At 62.4% G+C, this 18,952-nt stretch carries 21 protein-coding genes and 1 pseudogene; 15 read left to right on the top strand and 7 right to left on the bottom strand.

Annotated features, from left to right (window positions below; translation table 11 throughout):
* Position 1: 1 nt before the first annotated feature.
* The gene (locus AC1DOG_RS20745) at positions 2-679 is read right to left on the bottom strand and encodes an alpha/beta hydrolase (protein ID WP_018902229.1); all 678 of its coding nucleotides are present in this window, start codon (positions 677-679) and stop codon (positions 2-4) included.
* 204 nt (positions 680-883) lie between these two features.
* Here AC1DOG_RS20745 and AC1DOG_RS20740 point away from each other — a divergent pair, with 204 nt between their 5' ends.
* The 9 genes and pseudogenes from AC1DOG_RS20740 (at position 884) to AC1DOG_RS20700 (ending at position 8,328) form a co-directional block, all read left to right on the top strand.
* The gene (locus tag AC1DOG_RS20740) at positions 884-2,050 is read left to right on the top strand and encodes a cysteine desulfurase family protein (protein WP_477930782.1); all 1,167 of its coding nucleotides are present in this window, start codon (positions 884-886) and stop codon (positions 2,048-2,050) included.
* 164 nt (positions 2,051-2,214) lie between these two features.
* Entirely contained in the window at positions 2,215-3,684 is a 1,470-nt protein-coding gene (sufB, locus tag AC1DOG_RS20735; protein ID WP_113200008.1) for a Fe-S cluster assembly protein SufB, read from the top strand.
* Positions 3,685-3,753: 69 nt separating this feature from the next.
* Complete coding sequence (locus AC1DOG_RS20730) at positions 3,754-3,975, top strand: hypothetical protein (protein WP_113011316.1); 222 nt, start codon at positions 3,754-3,756, stop codon at positions 3,973-3,975.
* 39 nt (positions 3,976-4,014) lie between these two features.
* Positions 4,015-4,770 carry a Fe-S cluster assembly ATPase SufC gene (gene sufC, locus AC1DOG_RS20725; protein WP_018902233.1) on the top strand — a complete coding sequence of 252 codons (756 nt, stop codon included), beginning with the start codon at positions 4,015-4,017 and terminating at the stop codon, positions 4,768-4,770.
* Between the two features lie 24 nt (positions 4,771-4,794).
* Positions 4,795-6,069 (top strand): Fe-S cluster assembly protein SufD, encoded by a 1,275-nt coding sequence (gene sufD / locus AC1DOG_RS20720; RefSeq protein WP_477930693.1) that lies wholly within the window; start codon positions 4,795-4,797, stop codon positions 6,067-6,069.
* 12 nt (positions 6,070-6,081) lie between these two features.
* Positions 6,082-7,323 (top strand): cysteine desulfurase, encoded by a 1,242-nt coding sequence (locus AC1DOG_RS20715; RefSeq protein WP_477930691.1) that lies wholly within the window; start codon positions 6,082-6,084, stop codon positions 7,321-7,323.
* A gap of 12 nt (positions 7,324-7,335) precedes the next feature.
* The gene (locus tag AC1DOG_RS20710) at positions 7,336-7,716 is read left to right on the top strand and encodes an SUF system Fe-S cluster assembly protein (RefSeq protein ID WP_018902236.1); all 381 of its coding nucleotides are present in this window, start codon (positions 7,336-7,338) and stop codon (positions 7,714-7,716) included.
* Positions 7,717-7,763: 47 nt separating this feature from the next.
* Positions 7,764-8,039, top strand: a complete 276-nt coding sequence (locus AC1DOG_RS20705) for a ribbon-helix-helix domain-containing protein (protein WP_477930689.1) — start codon at positions 7,764-7,766, stop codon at positions 8,037-8,039.
* Positions 8,039-8,328 (top strand): annotated as a pseudogene (locus AC1DOG_RS20700) (type II toxin-antitoxin system RelE/ParE family toxin). Before AC1DOG_RS20705 ends, AC1DOG_RS20700 begins: the two are co-directional and overlap by 1 nt.
* Positions 8,329-8,347: 19 nt before the next feature.
* Here AC1DOG_RS20700 and AC1DOG_RS20695 read toward each other — a convergent pair.
* Together AC1DOG_RS20695 and AC1DOG_RS20690 are read right to left on the bottom strand one after the other, a co-directional pair.
* On the bottom strand, positions 8,348-8,650 hold the full coding sequence (locus AC1DOG_RS20695) for an addiction module antidote protein (RefSeq protein ID WP_477930687.1): 303 nt from the start codon (positions 8,648-8,650) through the stop codon (positions 8,348-8,350).
* On the bottom strand, positions 8,647-8,949 hold the full coding sequence (locus tag AC1DOG_RS20690) for a type II toxin-antitoxin system RelE/ParE family toxin (RefSeq protein ID WP_477930685.1): 303 nt from the start codon (positions 8,947-8,949) through the stop codon (positions 8,647-8,649). Before AC1DOG_RS20690 ends, AC1DOG_RS20695 begins: the two co-directional genes overlap by 4 nt.
* A gap of 152 nt (positions 8,950-9,101) precedes the next feature.
* Here AC1DOG_RS20690 and sufA point away from each other — a divergent pair, with 152 nt between their 5' ends.
* The 5 genes from sufA (at position 9,102) to AC1DOG_RS20665 (ending at position 15,059) form a co-directional block, all read left to right on the top strand.
* Positions 9,102-9,494 carry a Fe-S cluster assembly scaffold SufA gene (gene sufA, locus AC1DOG_RS20685; RefSeq protein WP_477930683.1) on the top strand — a complete coding sequence of 131 codons (393 nt, stop codon included), beginning with the start codon at positions 9,102-9,104 and terminating at the stop codon, positions 9,492-9,494.
* 162 nt (positions 9,495-9,656) lie between these two features.
* Entirely contained in the window at positions 9,657-10,277 is a 621-nt protein-coding gene (locus AC1DOG_RS20680) for a LysE family translocator (RefSeq protein ID WP_477930681.1), read from the top strand.
* 1,091 nt (positions 10,278-11,368) lie between these two features.
* A complete protein-coding gene (locus AC1DOG_RS20675) occupies positions 11,369-13,723 on the top strand; it encodes a methyl-accepting chemotaxis protein (protein WP_477930679.1) in 2,355 nt (784 codons plus the stop codon).
* Positions 13,724-13,884: 161 nt separating this feature from the next.
* Positions 13,885-14,559, top strand: a complete 675-nt coding sequence (locus AC1DOG_RS20670; protein ID WP_477930677.1) for a VIT1/CCC1 transporter family protein — start codon at positions 13,885-13,887, stop codon at positions 14,557-14,559.
* A 17-nt stretch (positions 14,560-14,576) separates the two neighbouring features.
* Entirely contained in the window at positions 14,577-15,059 is a 483-nt protein-coding gene (locus AC1DOG_RS20665) for a GNAT family N-acetyltransferase (protein ID WP_477930675.1), read from the top strand.
* A 27-nt stretch (positions 15,060-15,086) separates the two neighbouring features.
* Here the strand turns inward: AC1DOG_RS20665 and AC1DOG_RS20660 are convergent, their stop codons facing one another.
* Together AC1DOG_RS20660 and AC1DOG_RS20655 are read right to left on the bottom strand one after the other, a co-directional pair.
* Positions 15,087-16,940, bottom strand: a complete 1,854-nt coding sequence (locus tag AC1DOG_RS20660; RefSeq protein ID WP_477930673.1) for an ABC transporter ATP-binding protein — start codon at positions 16,938-16,940, stop codon at positions 15,087-15,089.
* Between the two features lie 74 nt (positions 16,941-17,014).
* A complete protein-coding gene (locus tag AC1DOG_RS20655; RefSeq protein ID WP_477930671.1) occupies positions 17,015-17,203 on the bottom strand; it encodes a hypothetical protein in 189 nt (62 codons plus the stop codon).
* A gap of 219 nt (positions 17,204-17,422) precedes the next feature.
* On the opposite strand from AC1DOG_RS20655, the gene AC1DOG_RS20650 reads away from it, so the two are divergent.
* Positions 17,423-17,896 carry a cupin domain-containing protein gene (locus AC1DOG_RS20650; protein WP_477930669.1) on the top strand — a complete coding sequence of 158 codons (474 nt, stop codon included), beginning with the start codon at positions 17,423-17,425 and terminating at the stop codon, positions 17,894-17,896.
* A gap of 12 nt (positions 17,897-17,908) precedes the next feature.
* On the opposite strand, the gene AC1DOG_RS20645 is transcribed toward AC1DOG_RS20650, so the two are convergent.
* Entirely contained in the window at positions 17,909-18,181 is a 273-nt protein-coding gene (locus AC1DOG_RS20645; RefSeq protein WP_037178474.1) for a DUF982 domain-containing protein, read from the bottom strand.
* 41 nt (positions 18,182-18,222) lie between these two features.
* Complete coding sequence (locus AC1DOG_RS20640; RefSeq protein ID WP_477930667.1) at positions 18,223-18,870, bottom strand: alpha/beta hydrolase; 648 nt, start codon at positions 18,868-18,870, stop codon at positions 18,223-18,225.
* Positions 18,871-18,952: the final 82 nt, after the last annotated feature.

The raw sequence follows: 18,952 nt of genomic DNA, 5'->3' as shown, positions 1-18,952 counted from the left end.
GTCAGCGGATGCGCTTGGCGGCCGGTTCCGGCACCAGTTCGCCGTTGAGGCGGCGGTCGAGGTAGTCCTCGCATTCGCCCATCAGCGTTTCCACCTGGCCGTTGAAGAAGTGGTTGGCGCCCGGCACCGTGCGGTGGGTGATCAGGATGCCCTTCTGGGTCTTCAGCTTCTCGACCAGACCGTTGACGTCCTTCTCCGGTGCCACCTTGTCGGCGTCGCCGTTGATGATCAGGCCGGAGGACGGGCAGGGAGCGAGGAAAGAGAAGTCGTAGGTGTTCGGCTGCGGCGCGATCGACATGAAACCTTCGATCTCCGGGCGGCGCATCAGGAGCTGCATGCCGATCCACGAGCCGAAGGAATAGCCGGCGACCCAACAGGTCTTCGAATCAGGATGCAGGCTCTGTACCCAGTCGAGCGCGGAGGCCGCGTCGGAGAGTTCGCCGGCGCCATGGTCGAATTCGCCCTGGCTGCGGCCGATACCACGGAAGTTGAAGCGCAATGTCGTGAACCCGCGCTTCTGGAACATGTAGAAGAGCTGGTAGACGATCTGGTTGTTCATCGTGCCGCCGAACTGTGGGTGCGGGTGCAGGATGAGGGCAATCGGCGCGCTCTTTTCCTTGGAGGGCTGGTAGCGGCCTTCAAGGCGGCCTGCGGGGCCGTTGAAAATGACTTCGGGCATCGGTACTCCGGCTTTTATTTCTCGCGTTCGCGCTGCGCAGACTTGACGGACGTTGTCAGCTTTTCTAAAACGCAGTTTAGAACAATTCGAAACTTGCATGGCAATCCACGCAGTGTTGGATGTGTCATAAGGCAAGCCCGGCTGACTTTTCAAGGAAAATGCACCGGCTTGCCACGCAAGAACCAAGCGCAGGACGAAAAGATCATGGCGCCGGCCCGGCTCTATCTCGATTGGAACGCGACGGCACCGCTGCATCCTGCAGCGCGCGACGCGGTTCTGCGGGCGCTGGATATGTTCGGCAATCCGAGTTCCGTTCATGGCGAGGGACGCGCGGTGCGCGCCGCGATCGAAGGCGCACGCCGCCAGGTGGCGGCCCTCGTCGGCGCCGATCCCGCTCATGTGATCTTCACCAGCGGCGCCACCGAGGCAGCCAACATGGTGCTGACGCCAAATTTCCGCATGGGCCGTACGCCGATGGCGATCGGCCATCTCTATCACTCGGCGATCGAGCATCCGGCGATCCGCGAAGGCGGACGTTTCGGGAAGGATCGTACCACCGAGATCGCGGTGACCGCTGACGGTGTCGTCGATCTCGATCACATGCAGAGCCTTCTTGCCGGCCACGACAAATCGACCGGCCTGCCGATGGTCGCCGTCATGCTCGTCAACAACGAGACGGGCGTGGTGCAGCCGGTGGCCGAGGTGGCGAAGATCGTGCAGGCGCATGGCGGCCTGCTTGTGGTCGATGCCGTGCAGGCAGCGGGCCGGATCGCGCTTGATATCAATGCGCTCGGCGCCGATTTCATCATCGTCTCCTCGCACAAGATCGGTGGTCCCAAAGGCGCCGGTGCGCTTGTGTCGCGCGGCGAAGTGCTGATGCCGAGGGCGCTCATCCATGGTGGCGGGCAGGAGAAGGGTCACCGGTCGGGGACAGAGAATTCGCTTGCCGTCATCGGTTTCGGCGCGGCTGCCGAGGTTGCTGTCCGGGAGTTTGACGAGCGCAATGCCCGCATCTCCGCTTTGCGAGAGCAGCTGGAACACGGAATGCGCAACGCCGCGCCCGATGTCGTGATCTACGGCGCGGATCAACAGCGCGTCTCCAACACCACCTTCTTCACCCTGCCGGGGCTGAAGGCGGAGACCGGGCAGATCGCCTTCGATCTCGAAGGCGTGGCGCTGTCTGCGGGCGCTGCCTGCTCGTCCGGCAAGGTCGGCGAGAGCCATGTTCTGGTGGCGATGGGGCGAGATCCCAAGCTCGGCGCGCTCAGGATGTCGCTCGGCTTTTCGACGACGGACGAGGATATCGCCAAGGCCGTTGCCACATTCACGAAGATAGCCGCACGGCGCAAGCCGGCGGGCGAGGCGGCGTGATTGCCTGATAAAGCGTCACGACCGCCTGATAAATTTGCGAAAACGCAAATTTCCACTTGCCATTCGGGCTGAAAAGTCCCCTTTGGCCACTTACATAAGGGGCAACAAAAATTGCCCGAACGACAAGCTGCCGGACCTTTTCTCCGGCGAGATTGGAGAACGATATGCCCGCCGTCCAGGAAACGGTCGATCGCGTCCGCGAGATTGACGTCGATCAGTACAAATACGGTTTCGAGACGATCATCGAGATGGACAAGGCACCCAAGGGCCTGTCCGAGGATATCATCCGTTTCATCTCTGCGAAGAAGCAGGAGCCGGAATGGATGCTCGAATGGCGCATGGACGCCTATCATCGTTGGCTGACGCTGGAAGAGCCGACCTGGGCGCGCGTCGACTATCCGAAGATCGATTTCAACGACATATATTACTACGCCGCGCCGAAATCGACGCCGGGTCCGAAGTCGCTGGACGAGGTCGATCCGGAGATTCTCAAGGTCTATGAGAAGCTCGGCATTCCGCTGAAGGAACAGGAGATTCTCGCCGGCGTCGAACGGCCGAAGATCGCTGTCGATGCGGTTTTCGACAGCGTTTCCGTCGTCACGACCTTCAAGGAAGAGCTGAAGAAGGCCGGCGTGATCTTCATGTCGATCTCGGAAGCCATCCGCGAGCATCCGGAATTGGTGAAGAAGTATCTCGGCTCGGTCGTTCCGACCTCCGACAACTACTATGCGACGCTGAATTCGGCCGTCTTCACCGATGGTTCCTTCGTGTTCATTCCCAAGGGCGTTCGCTGCCCGATGGAACTGTCCACCTACTTCCGCATCAACGAGAAGAACACCGGCCAGTTCGAGCGCACGCTGATCATCGCCGAAGAGGGCGCCTATGTGTCCTATCTCGAAGGCTGCACCGCGCCGCAGCGCGATGAAAACCAGCTGCATGCGGCCGTGGTCGAACTCGTCGCTCTCGATGACGCCGAGATCAAGTATTCGACGGTCCAGAACTGGTATCCCGGCGATGCGCAGGGCAAGGGCGGCATCTACAACTTCGTGACCAAGCGCGGCGATTGCCGTGGCGCGCGTTCGAAGATTTCGTGGACGCAGGTCGAAACCGGCTCGGCGATCACCTGGAAGTACCCGTCCTGCATTCTGCGCGGCGATGATTCCCGGGGCGAGTTCTACTCGATCGCCGTTTCGAACGGCCATCAGCAGATCGATTCCGGCACCAAGATGATCCATCTCGGCAAGAACACGTCGAGCCGTATCGTCTCCAAGGGCATTGCCGCCGGCGTGTCGCAGAACACCTATCGCGGCCAGGTCTCGGCCCACCGCAAGGCATCCAACGCCCGCAACTTCACGCAGTGCGATTCGCTTCTGATCGGCGACAAGTGCGGCGCCCACACGGTGCCCTACATCGAGGCGAAGAACTCGACCGCGCAGTTCGAACACGAGGCCACCACCTCGAAGATCTCCGAGGACCAGAAGTTCTACTGCCTGCAGCGCGGCATTCCCGAAGAAGAGGCGATCGCGTTGATCGTCAACGGCTTCGTCAAGGAAGTCCTGCAGGAACTGCCGATGGAATTCGCCGTCGAAGCGCAGAAGCTGATCAGCATCTCGCTTGAGGGTAGTGTCGGCTAAGCTGAGGCAGGCGTCGTCCTCGGGCTTGTCCCGAGGATCCAAGAAACGGTCGTTTGAAGGACGGCAACTATGAACGAGAAAGTCGAAAGTCTTATCCTCGAACATTTGCGCGCAGTGCGGGCGGATATCAGTTCGATGAAAGAGGAAATGGCCGGCATGCGCGGCGAAATGTTCGCAATGCGCCAGCACATGGGCGGGCTTATGAGCGCCCAACTCGTTCAAGACACGGAAATCGCGGGCCTTAAAGTCCGCATAGAGCGAATGGAAAAGCGGCTTGAGCTGAGCGAATAAGCTCGCGGACCGTCGCCTGAGACCTGAAGGACAAAGAGAATGCTTGAAATCAAGAACCTGCACGCCCGCATCGCCGAAGACGGCACCGAGATCATCAAGGGGCTGAACCTCACCGTGAAGGCCGGCGAAGTGGCTGCCATCATGGGGCCGAACGGCTCCGGCAAGTCGACGCTGTCCTACATCCTGTCCGGCCGCGACGATTACGAAGTCACCGAGGGCGAAATTCTCTATAACGGCGAGAGCATTCTCGAACTCGATCCGGCCGAGCGCGCCTCCAAGGGCATCTTCCTGGCGTTCCAGTATCCGGTCGAAATCCCCGGCGTCGCCACCATGCAGTTCCTGAAGGTCGCGATGAACGAGCAGCGCAAGGCGCGCGGCGAGGAAGAGCTGAAGACGCCTGATTTCATGCGCCTCGTGAAGGACGCGGCCGCCAAGCTGCAGATCAACACCGAGATGCTGAAGCGTCCTCTCAACGTCGGCTTTTCCGGCGGCGAGAAGAAGCGCGCCGAGATCCTGCAGATGGCGCTGCTCGAGCCGCAGCTCTGCATCCTCGACGAAACCGACAGCGGCCTCGACATCGACGCGCTGAAGATCGTCGCCGACGGCGTCAACGCGCTGCGCTCGCCCGATCGCGCCACCATCGTCATCACCCACTACCAGCGCCTGCTCGACTACATCGTGCCGGATACCGTTCACGTTCTCTACAAGGGCCAGATCATCAAGAGCGGCGACAAGACGCTGGCGCATGATCTGGAAGCCAACGGTTATGCCGACATTATCGGAGCGGCGGCCTGATCTAGGCGGAAAGGAACTGGTCGCATGAACATGCAGACGACGACCCGCCTGACCGCCGCGGAAGCGGCGCTGATCGAGGCGTTCAACAACCAGATCGGCGAACTGCCGGGCGACGGCGCCGTGATCGCCATTCGCGACCGGCTGCTCGACGACCTGAAGACATCGGGCCTGCCGACGCGCCGCGTCGAGGCGTGGCACTACACGGACCTGAAGACGCTGCTGCGCGCCGTACCGGCGCAGGCCGGCGACGCCGGCTCCGATGCCCGCGATCCGCTGGTCGAGGGTTCGGCCGTGCTGCCAGTGATCCAGGGACGCCCCGATCACAAGGCACGCGCCGGCGATCTCATGCTTTCGAGCTATGCCGAGCAGCTGTCGAACGGTTCGGCCGCCAATGGCCTTGGTGCGCTCGACAAGGATGACGCGGTCGGCCGCATCAACGGCAGCTTCGTGCGCGACGGCTACGTGATCGACGTGCCGGCTGAAACCGTGCTTGAAGAGCCGCTGGAAATCCAGTTCGTGCATGCCGGCGGTCAGACGCATACGCGACTTCCGGTCAGCATCGGCTCGGCCGTCAAAGCGACGGTGATCGAACGTCACCTGTCGGTGGCATCGGATGCGGCGCTGGTCTCGCATGTCAGCGACGTCACGGTCGGCGAAGGCAGCGAAGTGACCTGGATCATCGTGCAGCAGCAGGGCGCCGACGACACGCATCTCGGCCAGATCCGCATCGATCTCGGCGCAAACGCCAAGCTGAAGTTGTTCGTCATCAATGCCGGCGGCCAGCTGGTGCGCCAGGAACTGCACATCAAGGTGACGGGCGAGGGTGCCGATCTGACGCTGCGCGGGATCAATCTGCTTGGCGCCGAGACGCATACCGACGTGACCATGGTGCTCGGCCACAACGTGCCGCATACGGGTTCCACCGAGATCATCCGCAACGTCGTCTTCGACCGCGCCAAGGGCGTGTTCCAGGGCATGATCCGGGTCGCGCCCGACGCGCAGAAGACCGACGCGAAGATGGCGTGCAACACGCTGCTGATGTCCGACGACGCCGAGTTCTCGGTAAAGCCGGAGCTCGAGATCTTCGCCGACGACGTGCAGTGCGGCCATGGCGCCACCGTTGCCGATATCGACCACAACCATCTCTACTATCTGATGGCCCGTGGTATCCCGGAGAACAAGGCGCGCGCCATGCTGGTCAACGCCTTCGTTGCCGAGATCGTCGAGGAACTGGAAGACGAAGCCCTGGTCGAGGCGCTGGAAGGCGTGATCTCCGCCTGGCTCGAAAAGCACGCCTGATCGGACGAGATGATGGACAAGATAGTGCCCGCAACCGCCTATGACGTCGAAGCCATTCGCAAGGATTTTCCGATCCTTGCGAAGGAAGTGTACGGCAAGCCGCTGGTCTATCTCGACAACGGCGCATCGGCCCAGAAGCCGCAGGTGGTGATCGACGCGATCAGCCATGCCTATTCCAACGAATACGCCAATGTGCATCGCGGCCTGCACTTCCTGTCCAACGCCGCCACCGAAGCCTATGAAGCCGCGCGCGAAAAGGTGCGCCGCTTCCTGAACGCGCCTTCGGTCGACGACATCGTCTTCACCAAGTCCTCGACCGAGGCGATCAACACGGTCGCCTATGGCTGGGGCATGCCCAATATCGGCGAGGGCGACGAGATCGTCATCTCGATCATGGAGCACCACTCCAACATCGTGCCCTGGCATTTCATTCGCGAGCGGCAGGGCGCCAAGCTGGTCTGGGTCCCCGTCGACGACGAGGGCGCCTTCCACATCGAGGCGTTCGAAAAGAGCCTCACGGAGCGCACCAAGCTGGTCGCCATCACGCATATGTCGAATGCGCTCGGCACAGTCGTTCCGGTGAAGGAGATCTGCCGGATCGCGCATGAGCGCGGCATTCCCGTGCTCGTCGATGGCTCGCAGGGCGCCGTCCACATGCCTGTCGACGTGCAGGATATCGACTGCGACTGGTATGTGATGACCGGCCATAAGCTCTACGGCCCCTCGGGGATCGGCGTGCTCTATGGCAAGAAGGATCGGTTGAAGGCGATGCGGCCGTTCCAGGGCGGCGGCGAGATGATCTTCGAGGTCACCGAGGATGCCGTCACCTACAACGACCCGCCGCACCGTTTCGAGGCCGGCACGCCACCGATCGTGCAGGCGATCGGGCTCGGTTATGCGCTTGACTACATGGACAAGATCGGCCGCGAGGCGATCGCGCGGCACGAGGCTGATCTGGCGACTTACGCTACCGAGCGGCTGCGCGACATCAATTCGCTGCGCGTTATCGGCAATGCGCCGGGCAAGGGCGGCATCTTCTCCTTCGAGATCGAGGGGCTGCACGCCCATGACGTCTCGACCGTGATCGACCGGCGCGGCGTTGCTGTTCGGGCCGGCACGCATTGCGCCATGCCGCTCTTGAAACGCTTCGGCGTCACCTCCACATGCCGTGCATCCTTCGGCATGTACAACACCCGCGCCGAGGTGGATGCCTTGGCCGATGCGCTTGAGTATGCGCGCAAATTCTTTGCATAAGGAGTGGTCCACATGAGCTTGGACGACAGCGAACAGAAGATCGACGTGCGCGAAGGCATCGTGCATTCCAGCATTCCCGAAGATGAACTGGCGCGCCTCAGCGACGACGTCATCATGGCGCTGAAGACGGTCTACGACCCGGAAATTCCCGCCGACATCTTCGAACTCGGGCTGATCTACAAGATCGACATCGAAGACGACCGCATGGTCAAGATCATGATGACGCTGACGGCTCCCGGCTGCCCCGTCGCCGGCGAGATGCCCGGCTGGGTCGAGAACGCCGTCGGTTCCGTCGAGGGCGTCTCGGGTGTCGAGGTGGCGATGACCTTCGATCCGCCGTGGACGCCGGACCGGATGTCGGAAGAGGCGCAGGTGGCTGTCGGCTGGTATTGATCGGCCGTTTCGACTAGTATGGTGCTGGTTGAAAGGGAGCTTTGCCAATGGGCAGCCGCGAAATCATCAGCGTGGAGCTCACGCCTGAAATGTCTGACGCGGTAAATGCTGCGGTCAGCTCGGGGCAATTCGGCTCGGCTGGCGATGTGCTTCTTGCTGCGCTTGACCAATGGCAGTCTGGCCAATTGATTTACGGCTACACGCCTGACGAAATCGACCTCTTGATCGAAGAAGGCTTGGAAAGCGGCGAACCTGTTGATGGCGAGGAATCCTTTGTGCGTTTGCGCAGTCGGTTCATTCAGGAATTCGGGGACAAGGCGTAATGGCCTATCGCCTTCATCCGAGGGCGGAAGACGATATCTACGATATCATGATCCATATCGGCGGGGATAATCCAGCCGCCGCCTTGAAGTGGCAGGCGGAGCTCTACGAGACATTTGCGATGCTGGGGGATTTTCCGGGCACGGGCGTCTTAAGGACGACCTTGAAACGGAAACTGCGGCTCTTCCCCAAGGGGGGAATTACCTGATTTTCTACCAGATTGCAGCACGGCATGTGGTGATACTTCGCGTCATCCATGCCGCCCGCGATTGGCCGAAGCAGATGCGGTGATGTCGGCTGGTATTGAGTCTCAAGCCGCCGATCTGCCGTCGGGCATGACGGGCGCAAGCCCGATGCCGAGCGCCTTCATCACCTTCATGATGGTGGCGAATTCGGGATTGCCCTGGCCGCTCAGCGCCTTGTAGAGCGCCGCACGGCTCATGCCGATCTCGCGTGCCAGTTCGCTCATGTTCCGGGCACGGGCGACGACGCCGAGGCTCCTGGCTATGAAGGCTGGGTCCTGGGTTTCGAAGGCGGCGACGATGAATTCCTCGATCGCTTCGTCGCTGTCGAGAAATTCGGCCGCATCGAAGGGCAGGGTTTCGGTGGTCATCGTGCGTCCTTCCATTCCCGTGCGAGGCGTTTCGCTTCGATGACATCGCGGGCTTGCGTCGACTTGTCGCCACCGCAGAGCAGCACGATCAGCGTCGAGCCATCCATCGTGACGTAGATCCGATAGCCCGGACCGTAGTCGACGCGCAATTCGCTGACGCCGTCACCGATCGCCTTGATGTCACCGAGGTGCCCGGTTTCGACCCGCAAGAGCCGGAAAGCGATGCGTGCGACGGCGCGGCGATCTTTCAGCCGTGACAGCCATTTGGCGAAAGTCGCCGTTCGGATCACTGTTAGCATGGAAAATGTATCCTGTAGAGTACATCCGTCGATGAAAAAGCATTTGAAGGCAATGATCTCGGCATTCGATATTGAAGCATTGATCATCGCCGCTTAAATTGATGAGCACAAGCACCGGACCTTGAACCCGGTTGCGGAAGGAGAATGGGCCTATGGGCTTTGCAGTCATGAGCATGACCGACACCGCCGCGGCGCGGGTGAAGGCGATCGTTGAGAATTCGGGACCGGAAGCGAAGGGGATTCGTGTCGGGATCAAGAAGGGCGGCTGTGCGGGGATGGAATACACCATCGACCTCGTCACCGAACCCAACGCCAAGGACGACCTGATCGAGCGCGACGGCGCCAGCGTGTGGATCGAACCCTCGGCGGTTCTCTATCTGCTCGGCACCGAGATGGGCTTCGAGCAGACAACGCTGCGCTCCGGCTTCACCTTCACCAATCCGAACCAGACGTCCGCTTGCGGATGTGGCGAATCGGTCGAGTTGAAGCCTTCCGATCTTGCTGCCTTGGCCGCGCGCGGCGATGCCGTAGTGCCGGCGCGGTAAACAGGGCGAAGGCGGCCGCTCATTGCCGCCATTCAATCTCTGCCGGTATTTTATATCGGCTTCGGCTCACGGGCATTTTGCCTTGAGCATTTCGTCACAGGCCGCCGGTTTCGGCGGCTTTTTTCGTTGCGGTGCGCGCCAGAGCGTTTAAGACCGCATCCCATGCTTCTGCTGTTTCTCAAGGGCGCCGTGCTGGGTGTCATCATCACCGCGCCGCTTGGGCCTATCGGCATGCTGTGCATCAACCGCACGCTGGAGCGCGGCTTCCTGGCCGGTTTCTCCTGCGGCTTCGGCACGGCGATCGGGGACGCCAGCTATGCGCTCGTGGCGGTGACTGGCATTGCCGTCTTCGCCGAAACCATGTCGATGGCGACCCTGCCTTTGGCGATAGGCGGCGGATTGCTGCTCTTGTTTCTCGGTTGGCGCGGGCTGACGCACGATCCGGTCGAGGCAGCCGAGATCAGGGCGGGCGGGCTACTCGCCACCACGGTCGCGACCTTTCTGCTCACCATTTCCAATCCGGCTACGATCCTCTCCTTCGGAACGCTATTCGCCGGCTTCGGCCTGCTCGACGAGACGAGGCGCTTCAGTTCGGTTGCGATCGTTGGTGGCGTCTTTGCGGGGTCGCTCGCCTGGTGGTTTTGCTTGAGCGGCGCCGTCAGTCTGGCGCGTGATCGGTTGTCGGAGAATTTCACCACGAAGGTGATGCGGGCGACGAGCTGGCTGCTGATTGTCTTCGGTATCGTGGCGCTCGGTTCGGCGGCTTATACGTTGGTTGGCTGAGGGGTTTGTGGGTGGATGGGTGGTTGGCGTTGTACCGTGAGGCCCCCCTCATCTGCCTGCCGGCATCTTCTCCCCGCTGGGGAGAAGGGACTCTTGGCAGGCCGCTCGCTCCATCTTCCCTTCGCCCCAACGGGGAGAAGGTGCCCGAAGGGCGGATGAGGGGGCTACCGGCGCTGACGTTGGCCATTTTTTTATCCCGCACACATGCCTCTAACCCGGCAGGTCTTACCCCCGGCTGATACGGCATCTGATCGGACGGGGCGCCAAAAGCCGCCTCGTAAATAGTTTAGTTTTATTGACACCTTCCGGCGCCCCGTTCGGCGGTCTGCTATCGTGTCCTGGTTCCTTTACCGGGTGGTCGGCATCTTTTCAGAGATATGCTCGCGGGGTTGTTCTTGTTCTTGAAGCTTTCGCTCCCCGGGCATCCCGAAGGGCCGTCTTGATCGACGCCGGGAGGGCCTCCGCGGACCTGTCGCCCGCGGCACCCCGGCGCCGTTCCGCAAAAGCCTTTTCGGGCTCCACGGTCGGCCAGTCGCCGTCCCTCATGTGCATAGGCGCGTGGTATCGGCGAACCGACCTATGCATCCGCACACCAGCTCTTCACTGGCGGGACCATTCCGCGACGCCCCTCGTTTCACCCTGCGTCAGGGGTTTCCCGAAAGCGCCGGCCCCGCCTCGCCGGTAACGCAACCGGTGTATCCGAAGACGGGACGGGGTGAGTGTGACGCAAGCCAAAAGGGCGGGGATGAAAAGACGGTTAGGCCACTGATTTCATTAGGCGCATGCCGATTTTCATCATCATTCCCGGTATGCCAATGGCTGGAGGGCTGGCCACTGATCCAGGGTGGCGGTGCACGCCATACGGGAGATATTGCATTCTCTCCCGATAGTATTGAAATATATTATCATATCAATCGCATGGAAATACATATCGAGATGGGCGGCGTTGCTTGTTGTCTTCCCTGTTCAGCGTCGTTGCAAAGAGATTCTCTGTGGTTTCTTGCAGGTGAATCCGGTTATTAGAAATTAGTTCAATGTTAACTGCGCAAAACGGATATCCGTGATCGATATTTCGCTCATTGGAGGCCGAATTGTTTTCGATCCGTAATGTTTTGATTGCCGTTGTTCTTGTGATTTCAGCCGGACTGACCGCTCTGGTGACCAGCAAGCTTCTTTCTTCGCACGCCACATATTCTAATAACGGGCAGGTTGCTGCCAATGCGCAGCTGGACAAGGCGTTGTTCCAGGCGCTGCTGGCGTTTCGCAGCGAGCGCGGCGACAGCGCGACCGCGCTTACGCTTTCGGCCGGAGACGCTGCAGGCAGCATGGATAGCGTGCGCAAGCAGCGGGCGATCGTCGATGCGGCTCTTAGCGAAGTCAAAGGCATCTCGGTCGGCCTCAGCACTAACACATTGAAGACAGTGCTCGCCGATCTTGATGCCGGCTACGCCTCTCTGGTTTCTCTGCGTTCTTCTGTCGATGCCGAGCTGGCCAAGCCCGTCGACCAGCGCGACGCATCGCTTGCGCCACGCGTCCTTTCGTTCGGCAGCGAGTTCCTCGCCAAGCTGGAGACGACGTCGGCTGCCACTGAAGCCGAAATCCGGACGCTCGACAATTCGCTGATGGATCTGGTGCAGCTGCGCTACTTCGCATGGTCGGCGCGCGCTGCCGGCGGTTCGGCAACGGTTGCGGTCAACGGCGCGATCTCGGGCAACCGGGCGCTGACCGCCAAGGAGGCCTCCGAGCTTGTCGCCGGCGACGTGCGCATCGCTTTCGCCTGGGCATCGACCAAGATCCTCGCCAATCACCCCTCCGTTCCCGAGGCGATCAAGAGCGCGGTCGCGACCGCGGACACGACATACTTCTCCGGACCGTTTGCCGACAAGCGCGCCGGTATCCTTGCCGATCTGACGCACGATCGTCCTTCGACGATTGGCATCGACCAGTGGCGCACGGAAGCGACGACAGCACTCGGCACGATCGGCGACGTCGCTTCGCTGGCGATGGACGCGCTGGCCGCCAAGGCCGAGGCGACGCGCCAGGCAGCATTCGACACGCTCGTCTTCTACAGCCTGATGCTGGTCGCCACGGTTGCCGTAACGATCGCCGCCTTCGTCATCGTCGTCTTCCGCGTCGTCCGTCCGATCGGCCGCTTGACGACCGCGATGAGCGTCTTGTCCGACGGCCACACCAACATCCTGGTGCCCTACGCCGAGCGCGGCGACGAGATCGGCAACATGGCCCGCTCGGTCGAAGTGTTCCGTCTGGCCGCCATCCGCAACAAGGAGCTGGAAGCAGAGGCCGAGGTCAACCGCCAGCAGTCGGAGCGCGAGCGCATCGAAGTGCAGCGTCGTGCCGAGGAAGAGGCCGAAATCCGCCTCAACCAGGCAACCGGCGCGCTTGCCTCCGGCCTCAAGCTGCTGGCCGCTGGCGACATGACCTGCGAGCTCAACACGGCGTTCGCGCCGCAGTTCGAAGCGCTGCGTCACGACTTCAACACCTCGGTCATCCAGCTTCGCCAGGCGCTTGTCGGCGTCGGCAGCGCGGTCGACATGGTTCGCAACGGCAGCAGCGAGATTTCCGGCGCCTCCGACGATCTCGCCAAGCGCACCGAACAGCAGGCGGCCTCGCTGGAGGAAACGGCTGCCGCGCTCGAGGAGATCACCTCGAACGTCGTTGCCACCTCCAAGCGGACCGGCGAGGCGCGTGACGCGGTTCGCGAAACCCGCAGCCGCGCGGAGCACTCGGGCTCTGTCGTGCGCAATGCCGTGGAAGCCATGCGCCGGATCGAGGATTCCTCGCAGCAGATCAGCAAGATCATCGGCGTGATCGACGAGATCGCGTTCCAGACCAACCTGCTGGCGCTGAACGCCGGCGTCGAGGCGGCACGCGCCGGTGAAGCCGGCAAGGGTTTTGCGGTGGTTGCGCAGGAAGTGCGCGAACTGGCGCAGCGCTCGGCCAATGCGGCCAAGGAGATCAAGGGCCTGATCGGCAACTCCGCCGTCGCCGTCTCCGAGGGCGTGCGGCTTGTCAACGAAACAGGCGAGGGTCTGACGGCGATCGAGCAGTTGGTGCAGCACGTCAACGCGCATATGGATGCGATCGCGACGGCCGCACAGGAGCAGTCGGTCGGTCTCGGCGAGGTCAACACTGCCGTAAACCATATGGACCAGGCAACGCAGAAAAACGCCGCGATGGTCGAGGAGATGAATGCGGCGGGCGCCGGCCTGGCGCAGGAAAGCACCAACCTCAGCGCGCTGATCGGCGCCTTCCAGCTCGGCGGCCGCACCGCGCAGCTTCGCGATGTCGCCCGCCGCATGCAGGAACCGGTAGCTCCGGCACGGGCAGCTGCACCTGCACCGACGCGCGCGCCGCGCGCGGCTGCACCTGTCTATGCCAGCCATGGCAACGCGGCTGTTGCCAACAAGGATTGGGAAGAGTTCTGAGGAACGGCTTCTCAGGTTGAATGAGCGGGCGCCCGGACCTTTGGTTCGGGCGTTTTGCGTTTCCTTGATCCCACGCAATGAAGAGATCGTCCATTTCGACCATAGTGCGCCGTCGCATCCCGGCAGGGCGATGACGTGGGGTTGCCGGTTGGAACAATGCCGTGGCGCTGAAGACGATCTCATCCATCTTCGACGATCTCGATCCCGGCGATGCGCTTGCCGAAGTGCTCTTCGGGCTGATCATGGCGCTGACCTGGACGGTCGGGTCGCGGCTGGTGATGCAGGAGGAGGGGCTGGATGTTCGCGGGCTGGTCATCTCCACGCTCGGATGCAATGTCGCCTGGGGCATTATCGATGCGGTCTTGCGCATGCTGGGGACGACGTTTTTCAGGAGCAGGCGGTTGCACCTGTTTCGGCAGATCAGGGCCGCACGGGATGAGGCCACGGCGCTTGCTGTCATCCGCAACGAATTTCCGACGGAGGGGACGGCGCTTGCGGTCGATAGCGCTGATGCGGAGGCGCTCTATCGGTCACTGCTGGCGCTCGCTGTCCGGTCCGAACCATCGAGGGTTTCATTGACGGGTAGCGATCTGCGTGCGGCGGTGGCTGTATTTTTTCTAGTCGCGGCCACGGCCATTCCGGCCGTGATCCCGTTCTTTCTGATCGACAGTGCCGAGCGCGCGTTGAGGGGGAGCAATCTGCTGCTGATCGGGCTTCTGTTCTTTACCGGCTATGCCTGGGCGCGCTTTTCCGGCGGGCGGCCGCTTTATGCGGGGGTGACCATGACATGCCTTGGACTTGTGATGGTCGGCATTGCCGTGGCGCTGGGCGGCTGACAGTGAGAGAAAGTGTTGTGGCTTCGGACATCGAGATAGGCGAGCTTTTCGGGCCTGGGGAGATCGCGGCGATCTACCCCTTGTTTCGGCAGGCCAGTACGCTGGATGAGGCGTCGTTTCGAGCTCGGCTTTCGGCAATGTGCGCGCAGGGCAACTATCGGTGCATCGCGGCCCATCTGGACGGTCGGATGGTTGGCGTCTCAGGCTTCTGGACCGGCACGCAGCTATGGTGCGGCAAATATGTCGAGGCCGACCATGTTGTGGTCGATGCTGATGTTCGCGGCATGGGGATCGGCGCGCGACTGATGGCCTGGATCGAAGCGGAGGGCGAGCGTGAGGGATGCGCGCTGTTTCGGATCGCGGCTGTGCTTTCCAACGTGCGCGCAAGGCAATTTTATGCTCGGAGCGGCTTCTTCGATGACGGGATCCTGATGGCGAAGGCGCTGAGCCACGGCGCTGCCGCCTTTCCTGAATACGTCGCCCGACGCGACCACGATTGACGCTTGCGGCGTGATCGGCAAGGCGATCTAGCTGATCTCTTCGGGGATGAAACCGCCGGTCTGGCGTTTCCAGAGGCGCGCGAAGAGACCGTCGCCTTCGGCGAGTTCCGCCGGGCTGCCTTGTTCGACGATGCGGCCCTGATCGAGTACGACGATGCGGTCCATCATGGCGATGGTGGAGAGGCGGTGGGCGATGGCGATGACGGTCTTGCCGCGCATGACGAGGTCGAGCTTTTCCTGGATGGCGGCTTCGGATTCGCTGTCGAGCGCCGAGGTCGCCTCGTCGAGGACGAGGATCGGCGCGTCCTTCAACAGCACGCGGGCAATCGCCACGCGTTGGCGCTGGCCGCCGGAGAGTTTGATGCCGCGGTCGCCGACATAGGCGTCGTAGCCCTTGCGGCCGTCCGCGTCCCTGAGATCGGCGATGAAGGCGTCGGCGCTCGCCGTTTCCGCCGCCTCCTCGATCTCGGCGCGTGCGGCTTCCGGCCGGCCGTAGCGGATGTTGTCGCCGACCGAGCGGTGCAGCATCGCCACGTCCTGCGCGATGACGCCGATGTTGCGGCGCAGGCTTGCCTGCGTGATGTCGCGGATGTCCTGCCCGTCGATGCGAATAGCGCCCGAGCCGATGTCGTAGAAGCGCAGGAGGAGGCTGACCAGCGTCGTCTTGCCGGCGCCGGAGAGGCCGACGAGGCCGACTTTTTCGCCGGGACGAACTGATAGCTGGAGGTTTTCGATGACTGACTTGCCGGTCTTGTAGGCGAAACTCACGTCGTCGAAGCGGATTTCGCCTTTGGTGACGGAGAGATCGACGGCATCGGGTCGGTCGGTGATGGTGGGTGGCGTCGTCATCACAGGCATGGCGTCCTTGATCGTGCCGATCGCCTGGAAGATCTGCTGGCCCATCTGCAGGAAGGTGAAGGTGTGGCCGGAGAGGCGGTGGAGCACATAGATGGCGCTGACGAACTCGCCGATCGTCAGGAATTGATGCACGAGACCGGTGAAGCCGATCGAGACCATCGCCAGCCAGAGCAGCATGTTCAGCGCCACGACGATGAGCTCGGAGGTGCGGTATATGCGCTGCTCGCTGTGCTGGGTGCTGACCGACTTGCCGATGACGCGGCGTATCGCGCCGGCCTCGCTGTCTTCGGCGGCGAACTGCTTGATCATCTGCATGTTGGTGTAGAGATCGGTAATGGCGCCGGCGACCAGACTGCGCTGCTTGGCGGTGCTACGCGAGCGCTCGGTGAAGACGGGCGCCATCTTGACGGCGAGCGCGACGTTGAGCGCCATCCAGATGGCGGCGGGCAGCGCGAGCTGCCAGGAGAGTGCGCTGAGCAACACCACCGAGCCGACCATCTGCAGGAGGAAACGCGGGATCGACTGGAAGGCGGCGATGATCTGCTGCTGCACGGCCGACGACACCTGCTGCAGCCGGGAGGCGACCTGGCCGGCATAGAGATCGTGGAAGAAGGCGAGGTCCTGTCGCTCCACTGCCTTGTGCCCCTGCCACTGGATGGCGGCGGGCATGCCAACGCCGAGCGTGTGCGAGGTCAGCGTGTTGACCAGAAAGGAGGCAATCGGCATGGCCGGGAAGATAAGCAGCCCGAGAAAGGTCAGGAACGGCCATTCGTCGCGGAGGAAGGGCGCCGCGCCCTTTTGCGTGACGCCGTCGACGATGACGGAGAGGCCCCAGACCATGGTGAGGTTCATCGCCTCGATGGCCATGGATGATAGAGCCAGCGCGATGAGTACGCCGCGAAACATGGCGATGAAATGCAGGAGGACGGCGACCGGTCCCTTTGACGGCAGAGGCTGGTAGGGGATGTCGAGCGGCCGGATCAGGCGCTCGAAGGGGCGGTAGATCGCATCTGAAATAGACATCGGCTCTCGGGTCTGTTGGGGGATGACGGGCTCACTCGAACAGTCCCGGTGGGCATCATGTCTTCAGTTGGTGACTAGCGGCGGCGCACGAGGAGTTCGTAGGCAGCGAAGGCAAACGACATCAGTGCGAAGACGCCGATTGCCAGCGGGTAATTGACCGGTGCGGCGGGGTCGAAGAACTTCGGCACACCGATGACGGCGACGGCGGATATCAGGGCGGAAAGGGCTGTTTCCTGGGCGACCATGCTGACAACAGGCGACATGCAGTGCTCCCTCGGCTGTATGAACGGCGGCGTGAACATGCGGACAAAGGAAAGATTAGAGCAATCTCAGCGGGTATCAAGCGTTTGTGGCGCCGTACTTGGCGCGCGGTGCGTGCATGTTTTTGCTGTAGAGGCTGGCGGCGCGGGCGGCGGCTTGGTAGGCCTTCCAGCTGCAATCTGCTCCGCCACATGTCTCAATTCGCCCGAGGATAATCTGCCATGGCCATCCAGACGTCTCATTCCAAATCGACCGAAGAGGTCATCAAGATACCGGCGATCGGGCTGGAGCTCGGCGTGCGGGTCGATCCGTCCACGACGGGCGGCGCGTTCTGCTTCATCGACACAGTCAATGCACCCGGCTTCGGTCCGCCGCGCCATCGGCACAAGGAGACGGAGGTCTTCCGGGTGATGGAGGGCAGGTATCTGTTCGAGGTGGATGGCGTGCAGTTCTATGCCGAGGAGGGCGATGTCGTGACCGTGCCGGGTGGTGCAGCGCATGCCTTCGTCAATGTCACCGACCAGCCGGCGCGGCAGTATATCCTGATCGCGCCGGGACTCGATGTGCGGGCTTTCTTCCTCGGGCTTGCCGATGTCATGCGCGACGGGCGGCCGGATACGGCGGCGCTCAACGTCTTTGCCAAGACGTGGGACGTGGAATTTCTGGGGCCGCCGTTGACGGTGCCGACCGAGTGACAGCCTGGCTGCTCAGTCCTTCTTGATATCGATGCCGGCCTCGATGGCGGCGGCGATGAAGGCCTTGCGGGCGTCCTCGTTGCTGCGCTTGCCCTTGATGACGTCGGCGCAGACCAGCAACGCCTTGTCGAGCGCGGGGCCGTCTTCCGTCGGCCAGTCCTCGATCATCGCCCAGGAAGCAGCCTGGGTCGTGTCGATCGTCACATACTGGCCGGGTTCTTCGAGCGCCAGCATGACGGGCTTCGGCCAGGGCTGCTGGGTGAGATCGCCGTCGGATTTTGCCATGAGACCGGTCGCCTGTTGTCTGTTGTCGCGTGGCGGCTTGCTTAAAGCGACGGGCGGGTATGGGCAAGCGGAAAGACGCGGAACGCCAGCCATTGGCCGATGATGGCGGGTTCGTCGTCGTGGAGATTATGATCGGTGGGTGATGAATGGCTGGTGACGTCGGCGCCGGCGGCCTGGAATTGCCTGGTGATTGTGACGGCGTCCTCGGGGGAGCGGCGGTCGTCGCGGTCACCGGAGAGGATGAGGACGGGCTTGGCGGGCATGGTCGGGATGATCGCGTCGGGATCGGGCGCGAGCGGGCGGATGAGGATGGCGCCGGCTGCGGCGTCGGGATCGCGGATCATCAGGGAGGCGGCGATAATGGCGCCGTTCGAGAAGCCGAAGAGGATGGGTGGACGGGTGAGCAGGCCGGTCTCAATTGCGGCCTGGATGAAGGCGTGCAGGCGTTCGGTCTGGAGTTCCAGGTCGGCCTGGTCGAGCGTGCGGTCGGAGTTGCGGCGGAAAAAGGCATAACCGCTCTCCCAGGGGACCGGGCCACGCAGTGACAGGTATGGCCAGCCGGGGGCGGCGGTTTCCGCCAGCGGCGGGAGTTCGGTTTCGTCGCGGCTGCTGCCGTGCAGGAGGAGGAGTGGTGGGCGGATGTCGGCGGTTGATGTTGCGCGGTAGTGGAAGCCTTGGAGGTCGGGCATTGGGGTGTTGGCTTCCTGTTGTCGGTTGGCGTTTTGGCCCATGACCGTTGCGGTTGGCCCTTCGTCCGACGTTTGCCGGGCG

This window comes from Rhizobium sp. 01N48, from assembly GCF_056399145.1.
The sequence above is the reverse complement of the archived record's forward strand: the minus strand, read 5'-3'. Positions and strand labels throughout refer to the sequence as shown.

Coding starts and splice junctions, on each gene's coding strand:
- AC1DOG_RS20745 (WP_018902229.1), bottom strand. CDS start 679: ATGCCCGAAGTCATTTTCAACGGCCCCGCAGGCCGCCTTGAAGGCCGC.
- AC1DOG_RS20740 (WP_477930782.1), top strand. CDS start 884: ATGGCGCCGGCCCGGCTCTATCTCGATTGGAACGCGACGGCACCGCTG.
- sufB (WP_113200008.1), top strand. CDS start 2,215: ATGCCCGCCGTCCAGGAAACGGTCGATCGCGTCCGCGAGATTGACGTC.
- AC1DOG_RS20730 (WP_113011316.1), top strand. CDS start 3,754: ATGAACGAGAAAGTCGAAAGTCTTATCCTCGAACATTTGCGCGCAGTG.
- sufC (WP_018902233.1), top strand. CDS start 4,015: ATGCTTGAAATCAAGAACCTGCACGCCCGCATCGCCGAAGACGGCACC.
- sufD (WP_477930693.1), top strand. CDS start 4,795: ATGAACATGCAGACGACGACCCGCCTGACCGCCGCGGAAGCGGCGCTG.
- AC1DOG_RS20715 (WP_477930691.1), top strand. CDS start 6,082: ATGGACAAGATAGTGCCCGCAACCGCCTATGACGTCGAAGCCATTCGC.
- AC1DOG_RS20710 (WP_018902236.1), top strand. CDS start 7,336: ATGAGCTTGGACGACAGCGAACAGAAGATCGACGTGCGCGAAGGCATC.
- AC1DOG_RS20705 (WP_477930689.1), top strand. CDS start 7,764: ATGGGCAGCCGCGAAATCATCAGCGTGGAGCTCACGCCTGAAATGTCT.
- AC1DOG_RS20695 (WP_477930687.1), bottom strand. CDS start 8,650: ATGACCACCGAAACCCTGCCCTTCGATGCGGCCGAATTTCTCGACAGC.
- AC1DOG_RS20690 (WP_477930685.1), bottom strand. CDS start 8,949: ATGCTAACAGTGATCCGAACGGCGACTTTCGCCAAATGGCTGTCACGG.
- sufA (WP_477930683.1), top strand. CDS start 9,102: ATGGGCTTTGCAGTCATGAGCATGACCGACACCGCCGCGGCGCGGGTG.
- AC1DOG_RS20680 (WP_477930681.1), top strand. CDS start 9,657: ATGCTTCTGCTGTTTCTCAAGGGCGCCGTGCTGGGTGTCATCATCACC.
- AC1DOG_RS20660 (WP_477930673.1), bottom strand. CDS start 16,940: ATGTCTATTTCAGATGCGATCTACCGCCCCTTCGAGCGCCTGATCCGG.
- AC1DOG_RS20655 (WP_477930671.1), bottom strand. CDS start 17,203: ATGTCGCCTGTTGTCAGCATGGTCGCCCAGGAAACAGCCCTTTCCGCC.
- AC1DOG_RS20650 (WP_477930669.1), top strand. CDS start 17,423: ATGGCCATCCAGACGTCTCATTCCAAATCGACCGAAGAGGTCATCAAG.
- AC1DOG_RS20645 (WP_037178474.1), bottom strand. CDS start 18,181: ATGGCAAAATCCGACGGCGATCTCACCCAGCAGCCCTGGCCGAAGCCC.
- AC1DOG_RS20640 (WP_477930667.1), bottom strand. CDS start 18,870: ATGCCCGACCTCCAAGGCTTCCACTACCGCGCAACATCAACCGCCGAC.